The organism is Arsenophonus nasoniae DSM 15247, assembly GCF_000429565.1.
Classification (GTDB): Bacteria; Pseudomonadota; Gammaproteobacteria; order Enterobacterales; family Enterobacteriaceae; genus Arsenophonus; species Arsenophonus nasoniae.
The window spans coordinates 1-1,148 of sequence record NZ_AUCC01000278.1 but is presented as its reverse complement, the minus strand read 5'-3'; the positions used below and the strand labels follow the sequence as shown (position 1 = coordinate 1,148).

At 36.0% G+C, this 1,148-nt stretch carries 2 protein-coding genes; one reads left to right on the top strand and one right to left on the bottom strand.

The features are described from left to right. Positions 1-90: 90 nt before the first annotated feature. Positions 91-321 carry a helix-turn-helix domain-containing protein gene (locus G468_RS0118380; protein ID WP_026824195.1) on the bottom strand — a complete coding sequence of 77 codons (231 nt, stop codon included), beginning with the start codon at positions 319-321 and terminating at the stop codon, positions 91-93. Between the two features lie 102 nt (positions 322-423). Between G468_RS0118380 and G468_RS0118375 the strand changes: the two genes are divergently transcribed. Continuing rightward, entirely contained in the window at positions 424-882 is a 459-nt protein-coding gene (locus tag G468_RS0118375; protein ID WP_026824194.1) for a helix-turn-helix domain-containing protein, read from the top strand. The last annotated feature ends 266 nt before the right edge of the window (positions 883-1,148 follow it).

The following is a 1,148-nucleotide window of genomic DNA, read 5'->3' as shown; positions in this document are numbered from 1 at the left end:
GAGCCAGCAACAGCAGGACTCGGGCGCTGATCAGTAACACTACGCCCGACAGAATAATTTATTTGCATGGGTTATTTTGCCTTTAAGGTTTTATGAATTAGTTTTTGGAAGCCCATCAGTTACATTAGGGTAATCGTCACTGTTTAATTCGTGTGGCGTTACGAGCCATTCAGTAGCTCGTGACCATTCAATGGCTTTACATCCTTTAGGTTTATATTTACCCGCTATAACTTGACTGATAAAACCTTGTGATACGCCAACAATTGTAGCAAACGATGTTTGACTAATTTTCTTATGCAGAAGATATTCATTGAGTGTCATATTGCCTCCTATTAAAATCCAATAATATTAGTATTGCTGATAACCTTAGTCAATAGCGTTACTATTTGAAAAATATTAGTAACGCAAATAAGGTATATATATATGAGACGAATAACTCCTGAAGATAAACAAGCTGCGGCGCGTTTAAAAAAACTATGGAATGAAAAAAAAGAAGCGCTTTCTCTAACTCAAGAAAAAGCGGCGGAAGAGCTTGGATTTAACACTCAGGGCGCTGTTAGCCAGTATTTAAACGGAAAAGTTCCTCTAAACACAGATACAATAATTAAATTTGCCAAGATCCTTCATGTTTCACCTGAGGCTATAAAACCTGAGCTATCATCACTTCTCAAATATGTCAGGGAAACAGACTCAGACTCAAACACACCTACTCAACAACCAGAAATTTCAATCACTAACAGGGAATTAGCTTTATTAAAGCTTATAAATCAATTACCTGAAAGTGAACAAACTTCACTTCATGAATCCCTTCAAGAAAAAAAACGGTATTATGACCGTTTATTTGAAGAAATTGCTAAGGCGAAAGGATTGAAAGTAGGTTGACACATAACTCTTTAGGCTTACAAATTTAGTTATTAAGTCGGTTTATTCCGACTTTTTTATTACCCCCTCTTTAAATAAAAAAACTTTAACTACCCCATTAGCATTATTTCACTCAAATATATTAGCTTTGCTATTGACAAATAAATCAGCATAGCTAATATTAAGTAATCAACGCTCTTTAACAATTTAGAAAGTCGGAATGTACAGCGCGTTATGTCTGTATGAGTGCAGCGGTGCACGTTGCATTGAGTGCGATCCGCTCTTTG